Source organism: Pseudomonas edaphica (assembly GCF_965277385.1).
Lineage (GTDB): Bacteria > Pseudomonadota > Gammaproteobacteria > Pseudomonadales > Pseudomonadaceae > Aquipseudomonas > Aquipseudomonas edaphica.
This window is the reverse complement of record NZ_OZ255725.1, coordinates 707,409-730,167: the sequence shown is the minus strand read 5'-3', so window position 1 is coordinate 730,167 and position 22,759 is coordinate 707,409. Positions and strand designations below refer to the sequence as shown.

Here is a 22,759-nt window from a genome sequence, read left to right as displayed (position 1 = left end):
CGAAGGACTTTGCAGAGATTTTCAGGACAACTCTGTAGAGCTTATCCGGCGTTTACGTGGGAAGTTTCAACGGCCTTCGTGCGCTCCCGCCCAAGCACCAGGCTGCACAGCGCCGGCAGGAACAACAGCGTCAACACGGTGCCTACCAGCACCCCGCCAATCAGCACGTAGGCCAGGGACGACCAGAACACCGACAGCGTCAACGGAATAAACGCCAGCGCCGCCGCCAATGCGGTCAGGATCACCGGCCGCGCTCGGCGCACGGTGGCTTCGATAATCGCCTCGCGCACCGCCATGCCGTGGTCCTGGTTCTGGCGGATCTGGTCGGTAAAGATCAGCGTGTTGCGCATCAGAATGCCGCCAATCCCGATCAGGCCCAGAATCGCATTAAACCCGAACGGCTGGTTGAACAGCAGCAAGGTCGGCACTGCGCCAATCAAGCCCAGCGGCGCCGTGGCGAAGACCATGAACATCACGCCAAACGAGCGCACCTGGAACATGATCACCGTGAGGGTCAGCAAAATCATGATCGGGAACAGTGCCGCCAGCGCCACGTTGGCCTTGGCGCTTTCTTCCACCGGGCCGCCGATCTCGATCTGGTAACCGGCGGGCAGCTTGGCGATCAAGGGTTGCAGGTCTTTGTATACGGCCATTTCCACGTCGGGCGGTTGCACGCCGTCGATGATGTCGGCGCGCACTTCCACGGTGCTTGCACGGTTGCGCCGCTTGAGGATCGGCTCTTCCATCACCGCCTGGAAGTGCCCGACCTGGGCCAGCGGCACCGAGGTGCCGGCGCTGTTGGTGAGGGTCATGTTGTTGAGGTTGCCGAGGTTCTCGCGCTGGTTGCCCTGGGCACGCGCGACCACCGACACGGTGCGGTTGCCTTCGCGCACTTCGGTGATCGGGTTGCCGCTGAGCAAGGCGTTGAGCTGGGATTTGACCTCGTTGGGCGTGAAGCCCAGCAGGCGCAGGCGGTCCTGGTCCAGCACCAGCCGATAACCGCTGGTGCGTTCGCCCCAGTCGAGGAAAGCGTCCTTGGTCAACGTGTTGGCCGCCACGACGCGGCGCACGTCTTCGGACACCCCGCGCAGCACATCCAGGTTCGGCCCGGACACACGAAACACCACCGGGAACGGCACCGGCGGGCCGAACAGCAATTGCGTGACGCGCACCCGCGCTGCCGGGAATTCACCGGCGGAAATGCGTTCACGCATGCGCAGTTTCAGCGCATCGCGGGCATGCGAGTCGGGGGTTTGCACAATCAGCTTGGCAAACGCCGGGTCGGGCAGTTCGGGGTTCAGCGACAGGAAAAAGCGTGGTGCACCGCCGCCCACATAGGTGTCGACCAGGCTGGTTTGCGGTTCTTGCAGCAAGGCTTTTTCCAGCTGCGCCGCCACCGCTTCGGTGCTTTTGAAGGCGCTGCCGGGCGGCATGTACACCTCAAGGATCAGCTCGGAACGGTCGGAGTTGGGGAAAAACTGCTTCTTCACCACGCCCATGCCCAGCACGCACAGTACAAAGGCACCGACCACCAGGCCAGTGACCAGCCAGCATTGGCGCACACAGGCTTCGACCAGGCTGCGCAGTTTCTGGTAATAACGGCCGGCGTAAATCGCGTCATGCCCGCCCGGCACCGGTTTGATCTGCGGCAGCAACTTCACGCCCAGGTACGGCGTGAACACCACGGCCACCAGCCAGGACGAGATCAGCGCAAAGCCGACGATCCAGAAGATATTGCCGGCATATTCGCCGGCGCCGGAGCGGGCAAAACCCACCGGCAGAAAGCCGATGATGGTCACCAAGGTGCCGGTGAGCATCGGCGCCGCAGTGGAACTCCAGGCAAACGTGGCGGCGTGAATCCGGTCAAACCCTTCTTCGAGTTTTACCACCATCATCTCGATGGCGATGATCGCATCGTCCACCAGCAAACCCAGGGAAATAATCAGCGCGCCCAAGGTAATGCGGTCAAATTCACGCCCGGTGAGCAGCATGATCACAAACACCACCGACAAGGTCAGCGGCACCGCGGCGGCCACCACCAGCCCGACGCGAAAGCCCAGGGCCAACAGGCTGATTACCATCACTACGGCCAGGGCGACGAAGAATTTGAGCATGAACTCATTCACCGCCAGGCTGATGTTTTTCGCCTGGTCGGAGACCTTGGCGAAGTTCACGCCCAGCGGCAGGTCCGCCTGGATTCTGGCTTCCTGGGCCTTGAGGCTTTTGTCCAGTTCCAGGCCGTTCCAGTGCTTCTCCATGATCACGCCAAGCATCAGCGCCGGGTCGCCCTGATGGCGGATGCGATAGCTGGGCGGGTCTTCATAACCACGGCTCACGCTGGCCACATCGGCAATGCGCAGTACGCGGCCGTTGACTTCCAGCGGTACGTTTTCGATCAGCGCCAGGCTGTCGAAGGCGCCGTCGATGCGAATATAGGCACGCGCGCCAGCGGTTTCGACAAAGCCCGACGGCGCCACGGCGTTCTGTGCGGCGAGGGCGGCGAAGATCTGGTCCGGCTTGATGCCCAGCGTGGCCAGGCGCTCATAAGAGAACTCGACAAATATCCGCTGCGCCTGCTCGCCGAGGATATTGACCTTCTTCACGCCCGGCAGGTTGAGCAAGCCCTGGCGCAAGTCTTCGGCCATCTGCACTTGCTGGCGATGGGGCAGGTGCTCGGCTTCCAGCGCATACAGGGCGAAATACACATCGGAATATTCGTCATTGAAGAACGGCCCGATCACGCCTTTGGGCAGTTTCGCCGCTTCGTCGCTGAGCTTTTTGCGGGTCTGGTAGAACAGGTCCTGGATCTCACTGGGGCGCGTGGATTCCTTGTAGGTCATGCGCATCGACACAAAACCCGGCTGGGCGATGGTCTCGACGCGGTCGTAGTAGTCCAGTTCCTGCAGGCGTTTTTCCAGGCGGTCGGCGACTTGCTCCTGCATCTCCTGGGCGGTGGCGCCGGGCCAGGCGGCGGTGATGGTCATGACCTTGACGGTAAACGACGGGTCTTCAGCGCGCCCCAGCTTGCCGAACGAGAAGATCCCGGCGGCGAGGATCGCAATGATCAGAAACAGCGTGACGGCGCGGTGCTTTACCGCCAGTTCGGAGAGGTTGATGCCGCGCATGCTCAGTGGTCCTGTTTACGGTTGAGGGCCAGTGCCTGGGCCGGCAGCAGGCGCACCGTGTCGCCGCTGTGCAGCAAGTGCGCGCCGAGGGCGACGACGATTTGGCCGGGCGTTACGCCGCTGTCGAGCAGCGCGTCTTCCTGGCCGAGGCTGGCGACGTTGACGGGGGCGAAGCTGACCTTGTCGTCCGCGCCAATCACCCACACGCCGGTGCCTTGCCCCGCATCCTGCAACGCGCCGATGGGCACGCGGGTTTGCTGGGCCTGGCCATTGCCTTGCAGGCGCACGGTGATGGTGGAGCCGAGGGCGAAACGGTCGACGGCGCCATGCAGCACGTAGCGTGCGCGGTAGGTGCGAGTGGTGGGGTCGGCGCTCGCCGACAGCTCGCGCAGGGTGGCCGTCACGGCCTGGTCCTGTGCGCCGAACGGGAAGGCCAGGGCTTTTTGCGCGGCTTGGTCGCGCTGGTTTTCCGGCAGGTTGACGATGGCTTCGCGGGCGCCGTCGTGGGCCAGGCGCGCCACGATCTGGCCTTCGGCGACCACTTGGCCGCGATCCACGCGAACATCGGTGATGATGCCGTCGCCGTCGGCCTTGAGCACCGAGTAGGTGCGGCGGTTTTCGATCTGGCTGGCATCCGATTGCGCCGCGGCCAGTTCGGCTTCGGCCACGCGCAGGTTGGTCGCCGACTGGTCGAAGATCTGCCGCGACACGGCGCCGGTGCTGGCCAGGCGCTGGTAACGGTTTTCGTCATCACGGCGTTGGCGCAATTGGGCCTGGGCGGCGTTGACGCGGTTTTTGGCCGAGCGCAGGGCCAGTTCGAAGTCGCCGATGTCCAGCACCAGCAAGGTTTCACCACGGGCGACGTGCTGGCCGGGGTCGACCTTGCGTTCGATGACTTTGCCGCTGACCCGGAAGCCCAAATCGCTTTCGGTGCGCGCCGCGACCACGCCGGTGTAGGCGCTTTGCTGGGTGCCGGCGGCTTCTACCTTGGCGGCCAGAACGGGACGCGGCAGGGGCACTTCGGCGGCGGTGTCGGCCTTGCTGTTGCAGCCGCTGAGGACAATCAACAGGGCCAGGGGCGTGAGAAGACGCAGGGGAAGAGGGTGCATGACGGGCTCCAGGGGTGGCCAATGGATAAAAAATTATGGACATAATTTTTTGCTCATATTATGGTCGAAATATAAATTAATCCAGCCCCCGGATATTCCTTATGTCGAACGCCCCGGCCCCGTCGCGAAGCCTGTTGTTTTTACTGGTGGCGCTCACTGCGCTCGGTGAAGTCTCGACCCAATTGCTCATCCCCGGCCTGGGCGCTATCGAGCAGGCACTGGCGGCGCCAGCGGGTTCGGCGTTGCTGGCGTTGTCGGCATTTGTGGCTGCATTTGGCCTTGGGCAATTGCTGTTCGGGCCGCTGTCGGACCGCATTGGCCGTCGCCCCGTGCTACTTGGCGGCCTGGCGCTGTATGTGCTGGCAACCCTGTCGATGCTGCTGGTCAGCGACATTCAACAGTTCATTGCCGCCCGCGTGCTGCAAGGCCTGGGCGCCTGCGCCGCGCTAGTGCTGGCGCGCACGGTGGTGCGCGATGTGTGGAAGGCTGAAGCGGGGCCGGCGCTGGCGTTGACCATGATCGGCATGCTCTACGCCATCGTTGTGGCGCCGATGATTGGCGGGTTGCTGATCAAGCTGCTGGGCTGGCAGGCGCCGATCCTGCTGGCGCTGGTGATTGGCAGTGTGGTGCTGGCGTTGGCGCTGTTGTTCTTTCGCGAGAGCAATCACTTTCTGGACCCCAAGGCCGGGCATTGGCGCACCCTCGGCGGGCAATACCTGGATCTGCACAAGGGCCGCCAGTATCGGGCGTACGCGGTGGCGTTGGCCTGTACCTACGGCGCGATGTTCGCGGTGATCGCGGGTTCATCGGCGGTGTTTATCAACCTGCTGGGGTTCAGCAGCCTGGAGTACGGGCTTAATTTTGGCCTGATCGTGTCGATGCTGATCGTGGGCTCTACCTACACCCGGCGCAATGTCCTGCGCCTGGGGCCGCAACGCATTGTGTCGATGGGCGTGACGCTGGTGGCCATCGGCGGGATTCTAGCGGTGGTGATTTACGAGCTGTTCGGCCTGTCGGCGCTGGGCCTGGATATTCCGGTGGCATTGGTCACCCTCGGCGGCGGCCTGGTGTTGCCGGGCTCGGTGACGGGCGGGGTGATGCCCAACGCCCATCGTGCGGGTTTGGCCGCAGGGTTGATGGGCTTTTCGCAGATGTTTGGCGCAACGTGCAGTGGGCTGTTGCTGAGCCATCTACGTGATGGCAGTGCCACGCCGATGATCATGATCCAGGCGAGCTTTGCGGTTTCGGCGTTTGTGGCGTTCCACCTGCTGCGCCAGCGCCAAGCGCTGCTGGCAGCGGCGTAGTCTTGCTTTTCTGTGGGAGCTGGCTTGCCTGCGATAGCATCACCGCGTTTCTACTGAAAGACCGAGGTGTCTGCATCGCAGGCAAGCCAGCTCCCACAGTTGAATCAGGCCATGTCGCTGTGCGCGAATTCCTCGCCGAGAAAATCAATCAGGGTGCGCACCGACGGCAACAGTCCACGGCGCGAAGGGAAAATCGCGTGCACGATCCCGGTCCTTGGCGACCAACCCGGGATCAAGTTGACCAGGCGCCCGGCGGCAATGTCCTCGCGCACCACCACACTCGGCAGGTGCGCAATACCCACCCCGGCACACACCGCGTGGCGCAACGCCAACAGGTCATCGGTGATCATCCGTGGGAAGTGTCGAATCACCGCGCTGGCACCGTTCTCGCCAAACAACTCCCACTGGTATTCGCGCTGCGCCGAGCCCCAATACACGCTCGGCAACCCATTTAAATCCCCCGGCAACGGCGGGTTGGACAGGCGCGACACAAACGCCGGGCTGCCCACCAGGCACTGCGTGCTGTTGCCAAGCACCTTCATCACCAGATCGGTGTCTTCCAAGGGCGGAAAGCGAATGCGCAGGGCGATGTCAAAGCCTTCGTGAATCACATCCACACGCCGGTTGGTGCTCTCCAGGTGCAACTCCACCAGCGGGTACTTGAGCATGTAGCGGGTCAGCATCGGCCCGACCCAGGAGTTGAGCAGGGCGGTGGGGCAGCTCAAACGCACAATGCCCTGGGGCTCGGAACGGTTGCGCTCGATCACTTCGGCGGCGGCTTCGGCCTCCACCCGCATGGCCAGGCAGCGCTGGTAATAGACCTGGCCAATTTCGGTGAGCGAACAATGCCGGCTGGTGCGGTTGATCAGGCGCACACCCAGGCGCTCTTCTAGCTCGCTGATACGCCGGCTGAGCTTCGATTTAGGCATGTCCAGCGCGCGGCCCGCGGCGGCAAAACCACGGTGCTCGACCACTTGGGTGAAGTAATAGAGGGTGTTGAGGTCTTCCACTATCGTTCTCCAAATAGAACGCTAAGGGTTATTTTTGCCGTCTAGCGCGGTAAAGGTAGCGGATTTAAGCTGCGTACATGCACTGCTTTCACGCCTTTGGAGAAACGCCATGAAAAATATCATCGGTATCTACACCAGCCCACGCAGCCATTGGGTAGGCGACGGCTTTCCGGTTCGCACGCTGTTTTCCTACGACACCATGGGCAAGCACATCAGCCCGTTCCTGTTGCTGGACCACGCCGGGCCGGCCGATTTCACCCCGACCCAAGCACGTCGTGGCGTAGGCCAGCACCCGCATCGCGGCTTTGAAACCGTGACCATCGTCTACAAGGGCGAAGTCGAGCACCGCGATTCCACCGGCGCTGGCGGCACCATCGGCCCAGGCGATGTGCAATGGATGACGGCGGCCAAAGGCATCCTGCATGAGGAGTTCCACTCCGCAGCGTTTGCCCAAAAGGGCGGCGCGCTGGAAATGGTGCAGTTGTGGGTCAACCTGCCGGCCAAGGACAAAATGACCGATGCCGGCTACCAGACCATCCTCGACGGCGATATCCCGTCGTTACCCCTGGCCGACAACGCCGGCAGCCTGCGCCTGATTGCCGGTGAGTTTGCCGGTAAACAAGGCCCGGCCCGCACCTTCACGCCGATCGACGTGTGGGATGTGCGCCTCAACGCTGGTAAGTCAGTGACCCTCGACCTGCACGCCGGGCGCAACACCGCGCTGGTAGTGCTCAAAGGCACGGTGCAGGTCAATGGCCAGGAACTGGTGCGCGAAGGGCAACTGGCGTTGTTCGAACGCGACGGCGACCAACTCGCCCTGGAGTCGAACAACGATGCGATGTTCCTGCTGCTCAGCGGCGAACCTATCGATGAGCCTATCGTCGGCCACGGCCCGTTCGTGATGAACACCGAGCAAGAGATCCACCAGGCTTTTGCTGACTTCCAATCAGGCCAATTCGGCCAGATGCATCACTGATTCACCCCCGCAACACCCAACCCAGATAGCCAGGCCGGTTTACCGGCCAAGGATGGCTGTCGCCCATGGAAAAGAGGAAGCACTCATGACTACTCCCTACAAGCGTCTGGACAAGGACAACGCCGCCGTTCTGCTGGTTGATCATCAGGCTGGCCTGCTGTCTCTGGTGCGAGATATCGAACCGGACAAGTTCAAGAACAACGTGCTGGCCCTGGCCGACCTGGCCAAGTACTTCAAGCTGCCGACCATCCTCACCACCAGCTTCGAAACCGGCCCCAACGGCCCACTGGTACCGGAGCTGAAGGCACTGTTCCCGGACGCGCCGTACATTGCGCGCCCTGGCCAGATCAATGCCTGGGACAACGAAGATTTCGTCAAGGCGATCAAGGCCACCGGCAAGAAACAACTGATCATCGCCGGTGTGGTAACCGAGGTTTGCGTGGCGTTCCCTGCGTTGTCGGCTCTGGCTGAAGGGTTTGAGGTGTTCGTGGTGACGGACGCGTCCGGCACCTTCAACGAAATCACCCGCGATTCGGCCTGGGACCGCATGTCGGCCAACGGCGCGCAACTGATGACCTGGTTCGGCCTGGCCTGTGAGCTGCACCGCGACTGGCGCAACGATATCGAAGGCCTGGGTACCTTGTTTGCCAACCATATCCCGGACTATCGCAACCTGTTTACCAGCTATAACGCGCTGACTGGCGCCAAGTAAGCGCAAGACCCAAGGGTTGCCACATACCCCCTGTGTGGAGCGGGTTAGTGTGGGAGCTGGCTTGCCTGCGATGGCATCACCTCGGTTTATCAGTCATACCGAGGTGTCCGCATCGCAGGCAAGCCAGCTCCCACACAAAGCCTGCTTCCACATTAAGCCTGTTCCCATATTTTGTTATTCAGTATTGCCGATTCATGCGATCTTCTCGCCACACACCCTGGAGTCGCCTGGATGCCCTCATTTATCGCTGATCACCCGATGCTGTGCGCTGTGGCGCTGATCTTTATCGACATCGCCGTGTGGCGGCTTATTTCCGCCAACCTCGCCAACTGGAAACTGGCGGCGCGCCTGGCGATCTTTGCGGTGTTCAGCGCCGTGCTGTTCAACGACGGCATGAACCCCATGCAGCTTGCGCCCTATGGCGACAACACCGCCTTGCACCTGGCGGCCACGGCGTTGCAGATCGGCTGGTGGCTGTTCGCAGCGCGCACCCTCACGGTATTGCTCGGCACGGTCATGATGAATCGCGTCGGGCACGGCGGGCGCTTGTTGCAAGACCTGCTGGGCGCAGTAATCTTCCTGATCGCGATCATCGCCGCCATGGCCTATGTGCTCGACTTGCCGGTCAAGGGCGTGCTCGCCACCTCCGGCGCGGTGGCGATCATCGTCGGCCTGGCGTTGCAAAGCACCTTGAGCGACGTGTTTTCCGGGATCGTGCTCAACACCACCAAGCCGTATCAGGTGGATGACTGGATCTCCATCGACGGCACCGAGGGGCGCGTCACCGACATCGACTGGCGCGCCACGCGCCTGCAAACCTCCCAGGGCAGCATGGCGGTGATCCCCAACTCCCTGGCGGCCAAGGCCAAGATCATCAACTTCTCACGCCCGGCGGACATGTTCGGCCTGGCGGTCAGCCTGCAAGTCAGCCCGCATGCGCGCCCGCAAACCGTGATCGAAGCGCTGGAGCGCGCGATGCAAGGCTGCCGGCCATTGTTGGCCAAACCCGCGCCCAGCGTGGCGTTCAAGACTTCGGCCAGTGGCGGCGTGGAATACGAGATCAGCGGGTTCGTGCCGGCCATGGGCCAAAAGCGCGAAGTGCGTAACCAGCTTTACGACCTGGCGTTCCGCCACCTGCAAGCAGCGGGCGTGGGCCTGCTGTCGGCCACTGAAAGCAGCGCGCCGCCGGTGATGTCCCACGCACGGGCATTGCTGGAGCGTTCGTCGATTTTCTCCACGTTGCGCCAAGAGGAAAAAGACACCTTCAGCCAGAACATGACCCTGCACACCTATCGTGCCGGCGAGATGATCCTGCCGGCGGGGGAGGTCAGCGACCATTTGTTTATCGTCGAGTCCGGCGTGGTCTCGGTGATGTTGATCAAGGATGGCCACACGTTCGAAGCCGGGCGCATGGGGCCGGGCGAGGTGATTGGCGAGTCGGGGATTTTGTCCGATCAAGCGGCGCTGGCGGACTTCACCGCCAAGACCTTCTGCACGCTGTACCGCATCGAGAATGAATACCTCAAACCCTGCCTGGACGCGCGCCACGACATCAGCGAAGCGATGAAGGCACTGCTGGATTTCCGTGTGCACGCCGCGCAGGCCCTGACCCAGGACGCGCCGGTGGTGCCGGTCAAGAAAGGCTTTTTGCAATGGCTGCGTAACCGCGGGTTGTGAGGCCGTAACGCCTCAAATCAAAAGCAAAACCTGTGGGAGCTGGCTTGCCTGCGATGGCATCACCTCGGTATGGCTGATAGACCGAGGTGATGCCATCGCAGGCAAGCCAGCTCCCACATTCAGACCGAGTTACCCCAGTTGAGCAGTGTGCGCTTGCTCAATGACTCAAATACACCGGGCTGTCGGTGGACAGCGAAGCTTTTACCGCGTGGGTCATGTCGGTGATCAGCGCTTCTTCGCGGTCCTCACTTAATGCCTTGAGGGTAATGGCCACCACTTCCTGCGGGGTGCTTTTTGGCGCCTGCACATCCGCCACCATGTCAGTGTCGATATAGGCCGGGTGTACGCCGATCACCAAGGTGTTCTGCTCGCGCAATTCACCACGCAGGCCATTGGTAAGACCCCACTGCGCCGACTTGGAGGTGCTGTAGCCGCCGGAGCCGGGAGGGCTCAGCCAGCTCAGTACCGAGAGGATATTGATCAACGCACCGCCACCTTGTTTGGCCAGGATCGGCGCAAACGCGCGGCTCAGGCGCAAGGTACCAAAGGTGTTCACCTCAAAGTGCTGCTGCAGGTTTTCAATACTGTCTTCGGCCAGCAACGAGCCGTACTTGAGCCAGCCCGCGTTGTTGATCAACACACTCACATCGCCGCACTGCTCGGCGGCGCGCTGCACGCTGGCCGGGTCGGTAATGTCCAGGGCAATCGGCGTGCTGCCGGGGATATCCACACTGGCCGGGTCGCGCGCACCGGCATACACCTTGGCCGCACCGGCTGCCAGCAGCGCGGTGACAAACGCTTTGCCCAGGCCACGATTGGCACCGGTAACCAACACCACTTTTCCACGAATATCCATGATGCACTCCAGGCGACGAATTAGGTTTAATAATGAAACCGTTTTTATCTTGAGCCTGTTGGTCCTATAATGCAACCTAATATTTGTGCATACCCGGAGGCCCGACGATGAAACGCAAATGCCTGGAAGGCGACTGTTGCCCGGTCGCCCGCGCACTCGACGTGGTGGGGGATTGGTGGACGCTGCTGATCATCCGCGACGCCTACGCCGGGGTGACGCGCTTCGGCGACTTTCAAAAACACCTGGGCGTAGCGAAAAACATCCTCGCCACGCGCCTCAAGGGCATGGTCGAACAAGGCCTGTTGCAAACCAGTGAAGTGGGCGCGCGCAGCGAATATCAACTCACCGACAAAGGCCGCGCGCTGATGCCGGTACTGGTGACCCTGGCGCAATGGGGCGAAACCTTCACGCAGCCGGCCGATGGCAGCACCCACTTGCTGGATGCACGTTTGCTCAAGCCGCTGCGCAAGGTCGAGATCGTGTCCGAGGATGGCCGGGTGCTGGGCCTGGAAGACATCATCACCCAGATGCCGGCGGCATAACGACTGGGCCATTGTGGCGAGCAGGCTGTTGTGGCAAACAGGCTTGTTATGGAAAACAGGCTTGTTGTGGCGAGCAGGCTTGCCCTGCGTTGGGCTGCGAAGCAGCCCCAGCTCTTTCTGCCTGACTCACCGCGCCGCCTGGATTGGGGCGGCTTCGCCACCCAACGCAGGGCAAGCCTGCTCGCCACAAAGGGAACATGGCGACCTGAAACGCTCTCAGGCAAAGCCTCCAAGACCTCAGGGGCATTTTCTTCAATACCACCGCCGTTCAGCCCTTTACCGTGAAGCCATCGTCACTCGGCATCACCAAAAGGAACTGCAATGAGCTTGATCATCTCCATGGCCGCCTTCGCATTGGCCACGTCCATCACCCCCGGCCCGGTCAATGTGGTGGCGCTCAGCTCCGGCGCGCGCTTTGGCTTTGCCGCCAGCCAGAAACACGTAGTCGGCGCCGCCGTCGGTTTTACCTTGCTGCTGGTGCTGATCGGCCTGGGCCTGCATGAAGTGCTGGTGCGCTGGCCGATCCTCACCCAGTTGATCCAGTGGGGCGGGGTCGCCTTTTTGCTGTACATGGCCTGGAAACTCGCGGTCGACGATGGCCGACTCGACGCCGAAGGCACTGCCACCGCGCCATCGATGCTCTACGGCGCGATCATGCAATGGCTCAACCCCAAAGCCTGGCTGGCCTGTGTGGCGGGCATGGGCTTGTTCGTGGCCGATGGCGATGCGCGCCAAGTGTGGCTGTTTGCGGCGCTGTACCTGGTGATCTGCTACCTGTCGGTGGCGTGCTGGGCCTACGCCGGCACGTTTTTGCGGCGCTACCTGAGCAACCCCCAAGGCGTGCGCCTGTTCAACCGCTCAATGGCCGCGTTGCTGGTGGCCAGTGTGGGTTATTTGCTGATGGCTTGAGCAAGTCGCGGTACTGGCCCGGCGTGGCGGCGAAATGCAGTTTGAAGGTGCGCTGAAAATGCGCCTGGTCGGCAAACCCGGCGGCCAGGGCTACATCGGCGATCAGCTCGCCATTGCGCAATTGCGTGCGGGCAAACTGAATGCGCCGGTTGACCAGAAACGCATGGGGCGTGAGCCCGTAATACTGCTTGAACGCACGAATCAAATACGACGGCGACAGCTCGGCCGCCAGGCAAATATCTTCCAGCTTCAACGCCTCGGTGCAGTGCGCGCGGATGTACTCCGCGGCGCGCTCCAGCTTGTGGTTGACCTCACGCAGCGGCGTCAGCGACGGGTTCAGGCGCTGCTGCACTTCGGTGAAATAACTCACCAGCGCACTCTCTTTTTGCAGCAGCTCGGCCTGCTCATCCAGCAGAATGCCGTACAGCTCGATCAGGCCGTGATACAACACCGTGTCGCGGGTATGCGGCGTATTGAACGGCCGATAACCCTGCTCGGTACTGAAACCCAGCTGGTATTGCAGGTCCGTCAGCCACGGTGTGTCGAGGTAAATCATGTGATACGACCAATGCTGGTCGTGGATCGGGTTGCACGCGTGCACATCACCGGGGTTCATCAACACCACCGTGCCGGCGCTGATCTCGAAGGTCTGCGCGCCATAGTGGTAATAACTGCGCCCGCTGGTGATGGCGCCGATGGAAAAATGCTCGTGGGCGTGACGGGTGTAAGTGACCTTGCGCCCGTCGGCGATGGTGCGTGCCTCAATGAACGGCAAGCGTTCGTCACGCCAGAAGCGTGGCGCGTGCGCGAGGTGAGGCGGGGTGTTCAGCGACATGGCGGTGGCTCCATCCCTTGAGGCGAGTTGCGATCATTGCACAGACCGCCGGGGGCGTCAGCTTCAAAGCTGCTTGGACAAAAACACCCGGCTGCTGCCTTCGGGCTGGCAGGGTATTTCACCCAACCGCACCCACCCCTGTTTCTCGTAAAACCCCGGTGCCTGAAAACTCAAGGTGTACAGCACCGCATGCTGGCAGCCCCGGCGCCGCGCCTCGTCTTCGAAGGCCTGCAGCAACTGGCTGCCCAGGCCCGAACCGCGCAGGGCGTCGGGCAAGTGGAACAGGTCGAGGAAGGCCATGCCCAGGGTGGTTTTACCCGTGATGCCGCCCAGGATCTGCTGGGTGTCCGGGTCTTTGAGCAACACCATCAGTGGCCGCCGATCATTGGAGCCGGTGAAGGCCTCATTGAAGGCGGCGAGGCCATCGCCCAGCAGGCGCTCGGCGTCGGGGTTGGGTTGGTCGCTGATTTCAATCATGCTCATGTGTTCCTGCTCCTCAAAGCCGCTGGCGCACCATGTGCATCAGCCGTTCACCCACCTGATCAAAGCCTTTGTTCTGCGCTACCACCTGCGCGCCTTCCATCAGCAGAGACAGCTCCTGCGAGCGGCCGAAGGTGTGGGCCGGGTTCGTCTAGCGCTTAGAACACCCTCCACGGAGCCTAACACCGTCAGCGACTCACACTCGCTGCCAGCCGCCCATGTTGTCGGCCTTGATTTCGAAATCGATGGCTTCGCGGTAAGCGTCGCCAAGATTGGCGTGCAGCCCCCCGCCGAGTGCTTGGGTAGGCTGCCATGTTTGCGTCTCTGGATCGAACACTTCGGCATCGTCACCGGCGGTGTCATCCATCTTGTTGCGTAAGGGGGTGTCGTTATCAATTCGGTGTTCGAGGCTGGCCCAGAGTTTGGTATTCGAATTGACCAGCGGGAAATCTGCCTGGTTTTCCGTCTTGCCCCTTGGGGACATGCTTGTATGCGAGGCCTGGGGCTCGCGATCCAGGGGCGCACGGTGAGCTGCCTCATGTATGTGTTGGATGTGCGAAGGGGGAGTGTAGGGCGTACGGGTGATTGGAAACATGGACGTACCTCGGCGATCTTTAAGAAAAAGTATCGCCAGAACCTGATCCGGCGATTCCTTTCGAAAACTACAGAGCCCTGCCAAGGCATTCAATAAGGTGATTTTTTGCAGATGTAACTGCTCAAAACTGCTGGTGACTGCGCTCATGTAACGATGGGTGCGGTCTATAGGCCGTGGCTCAAAACCGCGTATGACGTTTCAATTTGGCTGTCAGAAAAGGCAATAGAGGCGCGCTTCTTACCTGTTGAAACACGGTTGCCCGTTCAACGATGGCTGACGGGCCTAAATCCCGTTACATAAACGCGACCAGAAAGTTAACGGCCTAAAGGCCCATCACCATCTCATGCCACGCCATCCCGCCATGCTCCGACGGCGACGGCTGCACATAGCCGTAACCCATGCGCGTATACAACGGTACATGCTGCTCCTTGCACATCAAATGAATCGTTTGCTTGCCCATCGCGCGCATGCGCTGCACAAACTCAGTCATCAGCAGTTTGGAATAGCCCTTACCCTGCTGCGCCGGGTCGACCACCACCGACATGATCACCACATTCGGCGCCTCGGCGGCATGGCCCACCAACTCCTTGAACGCCTCATCCGACATCACCACCTGATGGGCGCAGCCACAATTGATAAACCCCACCACCGCGCCATTCGCCTCCAAAATCAAAAAGCCCTCGGGGTACTGCGCAATACGCGTGGCGATCTTCTCCAGCGTCGCGGCTTCGTCGCCTTCGTAGGCGCTGGTTTCGATTTCAAAGCAACGCGCGGCGTCGGCGGGCAGGGCGTTGCGGAAGGTGAGGGCGGGCATGGGAGGTTCCTGAGGCATTAAGCGAAAGGCCACATCATAAAGAAACATCCAGTGCCTGACACAGATTGTGGTGATGGCAAACAAGCTCACTGTGGCGAGGGGGCTTGCGCTAATGCCAGTCAGTTAAGGCATAGCCGGTAATTGTGGCGAGGGAGCTTGCTCCCGTTGGACTGCGTAGCAGTCCCATTTTTGGGGCCGCTTCGCGCCCCAGCGGGAGCAAGCTCCCTCGCCACAGAAGCCGGGGTTTCCAACAGCCATTTCCGCCAATAAAAGAGGGAGTGTGAATCGAGCATCACGCCTATCACCGCGTACCTTAGTCGAGAATACAAGCGCCTGTTTGGCGAGCCGCCTAGAAAAAACGTTGTGACCATCAAGAACGCCAGGCAGTAGCCGCCCCAAAAACCAGAAAACCCGCCAAAGCGGGTTTCCTCACGGCTCACATCACGTCAACTCACAGCAGGCACATCAAACCCGCGCCGCTCCATCACCGTAAACACATCCGACACATCCTGGATCATGATCCGCGCGGTATTGGCGACGGTATTAACGTCATGCTCAGCATAGTCGGACACATTGGAACAGGCCATCAGGTGAAGGTAGGCGAGGGCCGCATTGAGACGCTCGCTGGCGCAGGCGTGGAGCTCGCTGAGCGGGGCGTCGCTGTCGATGAGCAGGACAGGGTATTCGGTTGCGGTTTGGGACATGGGGGTGAAGCGGCGGGGCGGGTGTTGAGTAGTCATGGTAATAGTCCTTAGAAAGAAAAATTGCCACCTTTTGCTGCGAAACAAACGGGTGGCAGCTGTGCGCGGGTTCGCAGACCGGAGGACTATTACCAGACCCGGCAGACCCGAAGGTCTCCCACGCACAACCGCCATAAAACTAGAGACAGCTGTGAATCGGCTGCGTCGAGTTTGACGGTACAGGTAATAGTTTTTAGGGCTGCGAAACCCTGTCGCTGGCCAAGGCTGGCGACGGGGCGAACTATAAGGTGTGGGTAGCCAGGGTGCAACTGAGAGGATGTATCAACCTCAGTCATTAACTTTTCCATCCCTAGGTCAGGAAGATCTGGCTAGTTTCACAGGCCAGCGCAGTCAAGTGCGTTCGGCCTGCACAGTCGTTTGCAGCGGGAGCCTCAGTAGGTCTGCGTGCATAGCTGGCAGAAATCTCCTGATTGGCTACTAGCGTTACCTGGTGCAAATAGCTTAGATCCATCGAAGGTGAACGGCGGCAAACGGCCAATAGCTGACATTCAGATCAGCCCATTGAGGAAATTACTCGGAGGTCCAAACGCTCCACCACTCGATCTCTCCGCGTCCTTAACCATCGATATCGCCGTTACGGATGGCCATCCTGATGGCTTGTGCTGTCGTTGTCACGCCCAGACGTCGGCGCGCTGAGCGCAGGTGATTTTCAACCGTACGCTCCGACAAACCGAGAGTTGCTGCAATATCCGCTTGCCGTCTTCCGGCAGCCGTCCATTCCATGACTTCGCGCTCTCGCGGGGAAAGGCTTTTTAACGATTCGTCCAGTGGAGCCTCAAGCAACCGCCGAGCTGCGAAAAAAGCGGCCGTCGCAACCAGGCTGAGTCCCAAGCGAACCCGCGCGCTTCCATCCACCGGCTCCCCCCCCAAGCTCATCGCGCCCTCAAGCCCCTGCGGGCCGAAAACTGGCACCTGCAACCCCTGAATCCCTGGGTCACCTGGAGAACGAATCACCCGGTAGCGCTCTTCTCCCTTGACCTGCTCTTTCTGCCAGAAGAAGGATTGCCGAGCATTCAGAAGGTGGCGAGTCACCGGACAATGTCGAACATAAGTCTCAGCATCCACCGATTGACCGTTATCGAACCAATCGCCTTCGACCCAGTAGATATGCTCAACCACTTCTTCACTTGCCGTCGATGCAGAAAACAGCACGAATCGATCATAGCCGTAGGGTGTGGCGAAACCCCTGACGGCTCTCTTGATTGATTCAAGTGTGCGCGCCGTCTCTATCTCCAGAGCAGCTCGCATCGCTGTTTCGGCCGGCCCGTCGCTCACTCCGATGCGACCTCTTTCAACAATGCTTCAGCTGCCAACTTGCCCAGATTATTGCCTGCCAATGGGCTGTCGCCGGTCAGCAACTTGCGGTCTTGGAGCGTTGCACCTGAAATATCCTGGTTGACGATCTCAACTCCCAGGGCTTTCAATTGCTCACCAAATTTCCAAGTCAAATGCCCAGGCATATAACCGATGTCGGGCGTTTTTGCGTCGAGACTGTCTGGAAATGCGCAGATCTTGTAGCCGTTGAAAATGAAGGAGTCCCTCGACTCTCCAATACCCGCCGCGAGCATTGCTGCTGGGCCGTGACATAGAGAAATCACAAATTTGTCGTTGGTGATTGCCCAATGCAAAGCAGCTTTCACGTCGGCATTCTCCGGCAATCCAATCAGCGCGCCGTGTCCGCCGGGTATGAAAACCCCGATGTAATCCGAATCCTCGCCCAGTGCCTTTTCGACCACATCGGAAAGCTTCAAGGGTTTTTTGAACTGCTCGCGGTATTTGGCGTAGAAATTCTTTACCTCGGTATCTTCGGAAGGCATGGCCCAGAACTCAAACTTCACCGGATTGCCTGACAGGGTCGCAACGTCGAACGCGAAACCGGCTTTGTCGAGGTGGTACATGGGTAGCAACGTCTCGACCGGGTGATTACCGGTGGAAAACATGGTGCCGTTGTCGGTCAGTAAATAGCGCTCGTCGGCGCCGATCAGCAATATCTTCCAGCGGCCACCTTGGTAAGGATTAGGGTAATCCGCGTCACTCAAATCAGATTTTGGCGAAGTAAATTGGCTTAGCGAGTATGGAGAGGGGAAAAAGGCATTGTCCTCTGCCTGATCCGGAGTGGGGCGCTTGTCGTCACTCTGCAAGGTAGTCATGGTTTTCTCCTACGAATGGGCCGATTGTCGAAATCAATGCTAATAGCGTGACGCAGGCCCAGCAATGAGGGTTTTCCCTCAAAGAAATTTTCCGCACCCATACAGTACGCCGATCGGCTGCTTTTGGCCGATAGCTGTCGGTCACAAACGGCGGATTCCGGCCCAGATTTTTAGGACAAACGGGAGCAAGTATTCAGCTTACTGTCTGTGACGTTCAACCCGCAGCAGTCGGCCGCTGAGGCGCAGGCCGTCACGCATATTCAGCCCCATTAATGCAAGATTGGTGGCCCCTGCGATCAGTTCGATTAACTGTACGAAGTAAAAACGCGTATCGAAGATTCCCGCCGACGCCCATTGGTTAAGCACAATGGCGCACGGCATCAGAACCAACAGGCCATTGGCGGCAATGAATGGCATGCGTTTGTTCTTCAAGGCGACCAGTCGTCCTTGTCGTTTCCGACTCATTAGCACTCCACTTGCACCGGTCGCAATCATTGTCGGTACCAGTATCCAAAGCCCGGGACTCACGATCAGGTGCTTGAGTGAGGCTATCGAGCGTCCGGATCCGATGAGTTCGACAAAAATAGTCGACAGAAAGAAGGTGGCGATGCACATCAGTGCCAGCGTGCTGGAGATCAAATGTAATCGTCTAAGCATTTATCTAATACCGTCAGACAGTTGGTTAATACTCAGGCCGTGCAGATATTCGGCACAGCTACCTTGGTGAACAGATGCGGCATGGCCAAGGCACTTGAGGGATACCGCGCCAAGGCATTGGTGAATTCCGGATGATTGAAAGCATCGCGAAACCGCTCTACCGATTCCCATACGGCGTAATTCAAGAACATGTTGCTGCCACCGATGGCCTGATGAAGCTGCGTGGAGATGAAACCGGCACGTTGTTTCATCCAGTTGGCATCCAGCTCCCATGCGCAAAGGAGGTCAGGTATATCGTCTGCGTCGACAGTGAAGAGGTTGATCAATACCACTGGAGCTTCGCTGCAATGCAGCTGTTGAGTGATGGGGACGATCGGATCAAGGGGGCGAATAGAAAGCATGGCGACCTCTACATTGTAATCATGATGACAATTTGGGTTTCACGCTCCAAACCTACTGTGATTGACATCATGGTGTCAACGTGGAAGGATTCGCGCCATGAAAAAGACAAACTACACCCCCGCAGGACGCGCCATGAGCGATCTGGTTCTTGAGATCTTTCGAGCAAGTGCGCGTCTGCTTACTGCAGGCGATCGACTCGTCGCAGAGCTAGGTCTGACAAGCGCCCGCTGGCAACTACTGGGTACTATTGTGTACGCCGAACGAGCACAACCGGTTTCATGGATTGCTCGCGACATGGGGGCAAATCGGCAAAACGTTCAGCGGATCGTTAACGATCTGGTGAATGATGGACTGCTGGAGTTTCAGCCAAACCCACACCACCGCAGAGCGCAGTTGGTTGTCCTGACTGAAGCTGGAAGAGAAGCATTCGATCTGGCGATGAATCTTCAGACGCCCTGGATTAATGAGCTGGCGGAGGGGGCGGACATCGATGCTATCCAGACTACCCATCAGGTTCTAAACCACCTGCGCAATAGGCTTGAGGATGACCAGGCCGACTGACGCGGCCAGCCTCAGCATAATCCAGCGTGTCAGAATCCCTGAGGGTCTGACCCCGTTTTATGCCCAGTGCGTAGGCATGTACTTAGAGTGAAGTAGTCCGTTTCTGAAACGTTAAAAACACCCCGATACACGTCTTACCTCCGCTGTGGCGCCTTCTTACTAGTCGTGCGCCTCAGCCACTTGGAGGTGCACGCATGCAGGGACCCTACGCATTTATCAATGAATATCCCCAGCCTTATCCATTGCTTAAACTAAGCTTGGCGCTTGATCCGTATTCACACACCAAGTTCGACACCCTCAACCAGCACATCCGCAACACGGTGGTGTTGCCGGGGCAATTGGTGATCATCGGGGATAGCCGAACCGCCGCTTGCACCGCTGAAGAGGCACAGCTGATGCGCTCGGCGCAAAATATAAAGCTCGCCCTGTTGGCGCACTCCGCAACTGACCAATTTCTGATCAAAAACTATGATCAGTTGCAGGCCATCTTGACCTATTCGTCCCTTGGCATCGGCAGTGCCAGCAGTGCATGGAGCAAGCATTTGGCGCAAGTCGAGAAGACCCTTATCGAAATCGAGAGTTTGCATAAGCAGTACTTGAGCAAAGGCACCACTGGGGCAAGGGAGGAGTTTTTGGTTAAGCGAAGGGCGCTGTTTGCCAAGTTGGATAGCCAAATCTCGGGCATGGCGCGCTTTGGTACGGGGTTGAGAAACGAAGGTTCGATTAAAAAGATGTTAGGGATTTCCAGTAAAAGCTATTGGCACCATGGAGACATTCGTGGGTATGAGGAAAGGGTTAAACGTTTAGCCAAGGCCTCGCAAATATTGAAGAAGGGGACTTACATTGGCATAGCGTTGGATGTTGGGGCGACGGCGCTGGAGATAACGGAGGCGTGTTCCACAGGGCGTGAGCAAGAGTGTACGCAGGCGAAGTATGTTGAAGGGGGAAAATTGGTGTTGGGGGTGGGTGGTGCATCTGTGGGCGCGGCGTTTGGGGCGCCTATCGGTGTCGGCGCCTGCATGATTGTTTTTGGCATACCCACAGCGGGTGCCGGAGCGTTGGCATGTGCCATTGTCGGCGGTGCCGCAGGTGGATTTGCCGCAGGTAAAGCCGGAAGCGTCTTGGGAGAAGGCACAGGGAAATTTCTCTATAGGACGGTGGGGGATTAAATGGTCTTTGAATATATCGGCATGTGCGCTGGGGTCGTCATGATATTAAGCCTCCCGCTGGTTTTTTGTGCCATGTTCAAAAAGCTCGACGCTGCAGAGCGCTACGTGGAGGGCAGTGCTTACATCACTGTGCACAGGGATATTTTTCGTCATGCACCCTTTGATGGAAGGCCCCAGCGGCTGGTTGCCATGGCTATCATCATTCTTATTCCAAGAATATTTGAATGGAGGCGTTTAGTACGGGTTGAGGACGTTGAAAAAATCCCACGACATCTCAAGTACTGGATGGTCATTCCGACACTGATTGCTTTCACATCCGTTACCGTCATGTGTATCAGTTGGCTATTGATATCACGCTAATTCCCCTCGGATGTGGCGGCTCATGCCAGGCTCTCTATACTGGCCGTCCCAGGATCCTAGTTCGAGCGCAGACTATGCCGGTCACACCCGATCAAAATTCCCCAATCATGTTGGTCCAGGCTCAAGAAAGTGACTTGGATGATCTGGTAGCCATTCGAATTGAGGCCATGCGCGAAAGCCTGGAGCGTGTTGGGCGATTTGATCCAGTGCGTGCGCGCGAGCGGTTTGTTAGCGGTTTTGAAGCTCGCAACACACGCTACATCGAGGCATCTGGCGAGCGGGTTGGTTTCGTAGTGGTCAAGCATCACCACAATGAGCTCTTGCTTGACCATTTGTATGTGCGGCCGGGCGCGCAAGGATCCGGCGTAGGGTCTGCGGTGCTTACTCAGATTTTCAAAGAGGCGGATGCGGCTGCGCTCCCCATTAAAGTGGGGGCTCTCAAAGACAGCGCGTCGAATCGCTTTTATATCCGCCATGGTTTCCAATTCATCGAAAGCAGTGAATTCGACAATTATTATGTTCGCCGGAGTGTTCCGGCGATTGGCCCAGCTGGCTAGCTGGACGCCTGATTGACGGCTAACACTCCTCTCGCCCTCGACCGCCAAGCAAACCCCACCACCATCAACAACCCCAACCCCGCCATCCCCGCACCCGCCAACGAAATCGCCGGATAGCCCCACCCCGCATTAATCACCACACCGCCCAACGCCGCACCAATCGCATTGCCAAAATTAAACGCCCCGATATTCACCGCCGACGCCAGGTTGGGCGCGTCCTTGGCCGCCTCCATCACCCGCATCTGCAACGGCGGCACCAGGGCAAAGCTCGCGACACCCCATATCAAGATGGCCACAGCCGCGGGCAACGGCCAGCGCATCAGCACGGTAAACGCCAGCAACACCACAATCAGCACGCTCAGCGACACGATCAGGGTGCGGTCTATCGAGCGATCCGCAGCCTTGCCGCCCCACAGGTTGCCGAGTGTCAGGCCCACGCCGAACAGCACCAGCATGGCGGTGATGTAGGGGGTGGAGGCGTGGGTTTCGCTGCTGAGGATGGGCGCGATGTAGGTGAAGACGGTGAACATGGCGCCCGAGCCGATGACGGTGAGGGCCAGTGCGCCCAGCACCGGGCCACGGCCCAGTACGCGGATTTCGGCCATCACGCTGACGTGTGGCGGCGCCTTGAGGTTGGGCAGGGCGAACCACAGCGCAGCCATTGCAATGACGCCGAGGCCGGTAATGCCCCAGAACGCGGTGCGCCAGCCGAGCAGTTCACCGAACCAGGCGGCCAGCGGCACGCCGCCGATGGTCGCGAGGGTGAGGCCCATAAACATGGCGGCCACCGCGCCGGCGCGTTTCTCCGGGGCGACCACGCTGGCGGCGACCACGGAGCCCACGCCAAAGAACGCGCCGTGGTTCAGTGAGGTCACGACTCTGGCGATCATCAGGCTGTAATAGTCGGTGGCCAGGGCGGACATCAGGTTGCCCAGGGTGAAAATCGCCATCAGCCCGATCAGCAGGTAGCGCCGGGGGATCTTGCCGGTGGTCAGGGTCATCAGTGGCGCGCCGAGCAGTACGCCCATGGCGTAAGCACTGACCAGCAGGCCTGCTGCGGGAATTGAGACGCCGAGGTCGGCAGCGATGCCCGGCAACATGCCCATGGGGGCGAACTCGGTGACGCCGATGCCAAAGGCACCCATGGCGAGTGCAACGAGGGGTGGATTGATACGCATGGAAGGCTCCTTATCTATGC

General features: G+C 59.6%; 24 protein-coding genes. 10 read left to right on the top strand and 14 right to left on the bottom strand.

Annotated elements, in window-relative coordinates; translation table 11 throughout:
• Positions 1-41: 41 nt before the first annotated feature.
• Positions 42-3,125 carry an efflux RND transporter permease subunit gene (locus ACQY47_RS03000; protein ID WP_428555486.1) on the bottom strand — a complete coding sequence of 1,028 codons (3,084 nt, stop codon included), beginning with the start codon at positions 3,123-3,125 and terminating at the stop codon, positions 42-44.
• 2 nt (positions 3,126-3,127) lie between these two features.
• Positions 3,128-4,234, bottom strand: coding sequence for an efflux RND transporter periplasmic adaptor subunit (locus ACQY47_RS02995; protein WP_428555483.1), 1,107 nt, complete (start codon positions 4,232-4,234; stop codon positions 3,128-3,130).
• A gap of 101 nt (positions 4,235-4,335) precedes the next feature.
• Here ACQY47_RS02995 and ACQY47_RS02990 point away from each other — a divergent pair, with 101 nt between their 5' ends.
• A complete protein-coding gene (locus tag ACQY47_RS02990; protein WP_428555480.1) occupies positions 4,336-5,538 on the top strand; it encodes a multidrug effflux MFS transporter in 1,203 nt (400 codons plus the stop codon).
• Between the two features lie 104 nt (positions 5,539-5,642).
• Here the strand turns inward: ACQY47_RS02990 and ACQY47_RS02985 are convergent, their stop codons facing one another.
• Entirely contained in the window at positions 5,643-6,548 is a 906-nt protein-coding gene (locus ACQY47_RS02985) for a LysR family transcriptional regulator (protein WP_428555477.1), read from the bottom strand.
• A gap of 109 nt (positions 6,549-6,657) precedes the next feature.
• Between ACQY47_RS02985 and ACQY47_RS02980 the strand changes: the two genes are divergently transcribed.
• The 3 genes from ACQY47_RS02980 (at position 6,658) to ACQY47_RS02970 (ending at position 9,913) form a co-directional block, all read left to right on the top strand.
• Positions 6,658-7,524 (top strand): pirin family protein, encoded by an 867-nt coding sequence (locus ACQY47_RS02980; protein ID WP_017139688.1) that lies wholly within the window; start codon positions 6,658-6,660, stop codon positions 7,522-7,524.
• Positions 7,525-7,609: 85 nt separating this feature from the next.
• Positions 7,610-8,236, top strand: a complete 627-nt coding sequence (gene ycaC / locus ACQY47_RS02975) for an isochorismate family cysteine hydrolase YcaC (RefSeq protein WP_138453962.1) — start codon at positions 7,610-7,612, stop codon at positions 8,234-8,236.
• Between the two features lie 231 nt (positions 8,237-8,467).
• A complete protein-coding gene (locus ACQY47_RS02970; protein ID WP_138453491.1) occupies positions 8,468-9,913 on the top strand; it encodes a mechanosensitive ion channel domain-containing protein in 1,446 nt (481 codons plus the stop codon).
• A gap of 157 nt (positions 9,914-10,070) precedes the next feature.
• Here ACQY47_RS02970 and ACQY47_RS02965 read toward each other — a convergent pair whose 3' ends face one another.
• The gene (locus tag ACQY47_RS02965; RefSeq protein ID WP_017139685.1) at positions 10,071-10,769 is read right to left on the bottom strand and encodes an SDR family oxidoreductase; all 699 of its coding nucleotides are present in this window, start codon (positions 10,767-10,769) and stop codon (positions 10,071-10,073) included.
• A gap of 107 nt (positions 10,770-10,876) precedes the next feature.
• Here ACQY47_RS02965 and ACQY47_RS02960 point away from each other — a divergent pair, with 107 nt between their 5' ends.
• Entirely contained in the window at positions 10,877-11,311 is a 435-nt protein-coding gene (locus tag ACQY47_RS02960; RefSeq protein WP_428555470.1) for a winged helix-turn-helix transcriptional regulator, read from the top strand.
• Between the two features lie 321 nt (positions 11,312-11,632).
• A complete protein-coding gene (locus tag ACQY47_RS02955; protein WP_017139683.1) occupies positions 11,633-12,220 on the top strand; it encodes a LysE family translocator in 588 nt (195 codons plus the stop codon).
• Here the strand turns inward: ACQY47_RS02955 and ACQY47_RS02950 are convergent.
• The 9 genes from ACQY47_RS02950 to ACQY47_RS02910 form a co-directional block, all read right to left on the bottom strand.
• A complete protein-coding gene (locus ACQY47_RS02950) occupies positions 12,162-13,055 on the bottom strand; it encodes an AraC family ligand binding domain-containing protein (RefSeq protein ID WP_428555466.1) in 894 nt (297 codons plus the stop codon). The genes ACQY47_RS02955 and ACQY47_RS02950 overlap by 59 nt on opposite strands.
• Positions 13,056-13,118: 63 nt before the next feature.
• Positions 13,119-13,538: a GNAT family N-acetyltransferase gene (locus ACQY47_RS02945; protein WP_170038534.1), complete on the bottom strand. Its 420-nt coding sequence runs from the start codon at positions 13,536-13,538 to the stop codon at positions 13,119-13,121.
• Positions 13,539-13,731: 193 nt separating this feature from the next.
• Positions 13,732-14,277, bottom strand: coding sequence for a hypothetical protein (locus ACQY47_RS02940; RefSeq protein ID WP_428555461.1), 546 nt, complete (start codon positions 14,275-14,277; stop codon positions 13,732-13,734).
• A 175-nt stretch (positions 14,278-14,452) separates the two neighbouring features.
• Positions 14,453-14,944, bottom strand: coding sequence for a GNAT family N-acetyltransferase (locus ACQY47_RS02935; RefSeq protein ID WP_428555458.1), 492 nt, complete (start codon positions 14,942-14,944; stop codon positions 14,453-14,455).
• Positions 14,945-15,390: 446 nt separating this feature from the next.
• A complete protein-coding gene (locus ACQY47_RS02930) occupies positions 15,391-15,684 on the bottom strand; it encodes a hypothetical protein (protein ID WP_056859523.1) in 294 nt (97 codons plus the stop codon).
• A gap of 576 nt (positions 15,685-16,260) precedes the next feature.
• Positions 16,261-16,980, bottom strand: coding sequence for a PA1136 family autoinducer-binding transcriptional regulator (locus ACQY47_RS02925; RefSeq protein WP_428555455.1), 720 nt, complete (start codon positions 16,978-16,980; stop codon positions 16,261-16,263).
• Positions 16,977-17,855, bottom strand: a complete 879-nt coding sequence (hchA, locus tag ACQY47_RS02920) for a glyoxalase III HchA (RefSeq protein WP_428555452.1) — start codon at positions 17,853-17,855, stop codon at positions 16,977-16,979. Before hchA ends, ACQY47_RS02925 begins: the two co-directional genes overlap by 4 nt.
• A 198-nt stretch (positions 17,856-18,053) precedes the next feature.
• Entirely contained in the window at positions 18,054-18,512 is a 459-nt protein-coding gene (locus ACQY47_RS02915; protein ID WP_099548745.1) for a hypothetical protein, read from the bottom strand.
• 32 nt (positions 18,513-18,544) lie between these two features.
• Positions 18,545-18,913 (bottom strand): antibiotic biosynthesis monooxygenase family protein, encoded by a 369-nt coding sequence (locus ACQY47_RS02910; protein WP_169988757.1) that lies wholly within the window; start codon positions 18,911-18,913, stop codon positions 18,545-18,547.
• Positions 18,914-19,010: 97 nt separating this feature from the next.
• Between ACQY47_RS02910 and ACQY47_RS02905 the strand changes: the two genes are divergently transcribed.
• From ACQY47_RS02905 to ACQY47_RS02890, 4 genes are all read left to right on the top strand, one after another.
• On the top strand, positions 19,011-19,475 hold the full coding sequence (locus tag ACQY47_RS02905) for a MarR family winged helix-turn-helix transcriptional regulator (RefSeq protein WP_169988759.1): 465 nt from the start codon (positions 19,011-19,013) through the stop codon (positions 19,473-19,475).
• Positions 19,476-19,669: 194 nt separating this feature from the next.
• The gene (locus ACQY47_RS02900) at positions 19,670-20,644 is read left to right on the top strand and encodes a hypothetical protein (RefSeq protein WP_099548747.1); all 975 of its coding nucleotides are present in this window, start codon (positions 19,670-19,672) and stop codon (positions 20,642-20,644) included.
• Positions 20,645-21,004: a hypothetical protein gene (locus ACQY47_RS02895; protein ID WP_099548748.1), complete on the top strand. Its 360-nt coding sequence runs from the start codon at positions 20,645-20,647 to the stop codon at positions 21,002-21,004.
• Between the two features lie 74 nt (positions 21,005-21,078).
• Positions 21,079-21,561 carry a GNAT family N-acetyltransferase gene (locus tag ACQY47_RS02890; protein WP_428555445.1) on the top strand — a complete coding sequence of 161 codons (483 nt, stop codon included), beginning with the start codon at positions 21,079-21,081 and terminating at the stop codon, positions 21,559-21,561.
• Here the strand turns inward: ACQY47_RS02890 and ACQY47_RS02885 are convergent.
• Entirely contained in the window at positions 21,558-22,739 is a 1,182-nt protein-coding gene (locus tag ACQY47_RS02885; RefSeq protein ID WP_428555442.1) for an MFS transporter, read from the bottom strand. The genes ACQY47_RS02890 and ACQY47_RS02885 overlap by 4 nt on opposite strands.
• Positions 22,740-22,759 lie beyond the last annotated feature (20 nt).

Bases quoted from the DNA above. Each gene is read 5' to 3' on its own strand.
- ACQY47_RS02980 (WP_017139688.1), top strand. From the start codon at position 6,658: ATGAAAAATATCATCGGTATCTACACCAGCCCACGCAGCCATTGGGTA.
- ACQY47_RS02895 (WP_099548748.1), top strand. From the start codon at position 20,645: ATGGTCTTTGAATATATCGGCATGTGCGCTGGGGTCGTCATGATATTA.
- hchA (WP_428555452.1), bottom strand. From the start codon at position 17,855: ATGACTACCTTGCAGAGTGACGACAAGCGCCCCACTCCGGATCAGGCA.
- ACQY47_RS02940 (WP_428555461.1), bottom strand. From the start codon at position 14,277: ATGAGCGCAGTCACCAGCAGTTTTGAGCAGTTACATCTGCAAAAAATC.
- ACQY47_RS02915 (WP_099548745.1), bottom strand. From the start codon at position 18,512: ATGCTTAGACGATTACATTTGATCTCCAGCACGCTGGCACTGATGTGC.
- ACQY47_RS02955 (WP_017139683.1), top strand. From the start codon at position 11,633: ATGAGCTTGATCATCTCCATGGCCGCCTTCGCATTGGCCACGTCCATC.
- ACQY47_RS02960 (WP_428555470.1), top strand. From the start codon at position 10,877: ATGAAACGCAAATGCCTGGAAGGCGACTGTTGCCCGGTCGCCCGCGCA.
- ACQY47_RS02905 (WP_169988759.1), top strand. From the start codon at position 19,011: ATGAAAAAGACAAACTACACCCCCGCAGGACGCGCCATGAGCGATCTG.
- ACQY47_RS02900 (WP_099548747.1), top strand. From the start codon at position 19,670: ATGCAGGGACCCTACGCATTTATCAATGAATATCCCCAGCCTTATCCA.
- ACQY47_RS02970 (WP_138453491.1), top strand. From the start codon at position 8,468: ATGCCCTCATTTATCGCTGATCACCCGATGCTGTGCGCTGTGGCGCTG.
- ACQY47_RS02945 (WP_170038534.1), bottom strand. From the start codon at position 13,538: ATGAGCATGATTGAAATCAGCGACCAACCCAACCCCGACGCCGAGCGC.
- ACQY47_RS02910 (WP_169988757.1), bottom strand. From the start codon at position 18,913: ATGCTTTCTATTCGCCCCCTTGATCCGATCGTCCCCATCACTCAACAG.
- ACQY47_RS02935 (WP_428555458.1), bottom strand. From the start codon at position 14,944: ATGCCCGCCCTCACCTTCCGCAACGCCCTGCCCGCCGACGCCGCGCGT.
- ACQY47_RS03000 (WP_428555486.1), bottom strand. From the start codon at position 3,125: ATGCGCGGCATCAACCTCTCCGAACTGGCGGTAAAGCACCGCGCCGTC.
- ACQY47_RS02890 (WP_428555445.1), top strand. From the start codon at position 21,079: ATGCCGGTCACACCCGATCAAAATTCCCCAATCATGTTGGTCCAGGCT.
- ACQY47_RS02885 (WP_428555442.1), bottom strand. From the start codon at position 22,739: ATGCGTATCAATCCACCCCTCGTTGCACTCGCCATGGGTGCCTTTGGC.
- ycaC (WP_138453962.1), top strand. From the start codon at position 7,610: ATGACTACTCCCTACAAGCGTCTGGACAAGGACAACGCCGCCGTTCTG.
- ACQY47_RS02995 (WP_428555483.1), bottom strand. From the start codon at position 4,234: ATGCACCCTCTTCCCCTGCGTCTTCTCACGCCCCTGGCCCTGTTGATT.
- ACQY47_RS02930 (WP_056859523.1), bottom strand. From the start codon at position 15,684: ATGACTACTCAACACCCGCCCCGCCGCTTCACCCCCATGTCCCAAACC.
- ACQY47_RS02965 (WP_017139685.1), bottom strand. From the start codon at position 10,769: ATGGATATTCGTGGAAAAGTGGTGTTGGTTACCGGTGCCAATCGTGGC.
- ACQY47_RS02950 (WP_428555466.1), bottom strand. From the start codon at position 13,055: ATGTCGCTGAACACCCCGCCTCACCTCGCGCACGCGCCACGCTTCTGG.
- ACQY47_RS02990 (WP_428555480.1), top strand. From the start codon at position 4,336: ATGTCGAACGCCCCGGCCCCGTCGCGAAGCCTGTTGTTTTTACTGGTG.